Annotated in this window: 1 protein-coding gene; it reads left to right on the top strand. The window is 48.4% G+C overall.

Going from position 1 to position 701, the window contains the following annotated elements:
- Nucleotides 1-310: 310 nt before the first annotated feature.
- Nucleotides 311-701, top strand: a 391-nt coding sequence (locus AC1D0Z_RS23505; RefSeq protein ID WP_477660527.1) for a DUF2971 domain-containing protein, incomplete at its 3' end; no start/stop codon positions are given.

Below are 701 nucleotides of genomic sequence, written 5' to 3'. Positions count from 1 at the left end.
CAGTTCGCTCACGCTCGCCGTCTTTGGGCTGCTTGCGGGTTACTACATCAGCTACGCGATCGGTCTTGTGCGCTGGCGATTGCGTGTTCTGCGGGCCAAGAGGGAGCGTGCAGGGCATCCGCTTGACTACGCCGACGGCGGTTAGCCTGGTACGGAAGATCACTCATGCGCATTGACTTCCTCGACCAATAGGATGTGACTTTCGTTCTAGCGTACTCACAGATACCGTTCTGAACGAATAACCACTTCTTGTATCAGGCTCGAGCTTTTACAAGTAAACCTTAGCATCACCACAAAACTCTAAAACATCATGAGTAAATATCTCTATAAGTATGTGGGGCCCGCCTTCTTTGATAAGGTCTTTGCTAGTCCAGATAAGGTTTCGTTGAAATGCGGCTATCCGATGGACTTCAATGATCCCTATGAGTTGTTTCTCACAATGGATTTTGGCGAGCGACCAGAGTTGATAGCGTTTTATGCAGATGTTGTGGGAAAACTGCCTCAACTTCCGACCACTTGTTTTTCGCGATCTCCTGCAGTGCTTCCGATGTGGGCGCATTACGCCAGTAACTTACAAGGGTTTGTATTGGAGCTGGACGAAGATCAACTTGCAGAATGTTTTCCAGAGAGCAACTTTGGCGATGTTGACTATCAAGATCTGCCTAGTGATGCTGTTGCGGAAAATTTAGCTCGTGCATATG

It is taken from the genome of Polaromonas sp. P1_E3, from assembly GCF_056405935.1.
The sequence above is the reverse complement of the archived record's forward strand: the minus strand, read 5'-3'. Positions and strand labels throughout refer to the sequence as shown.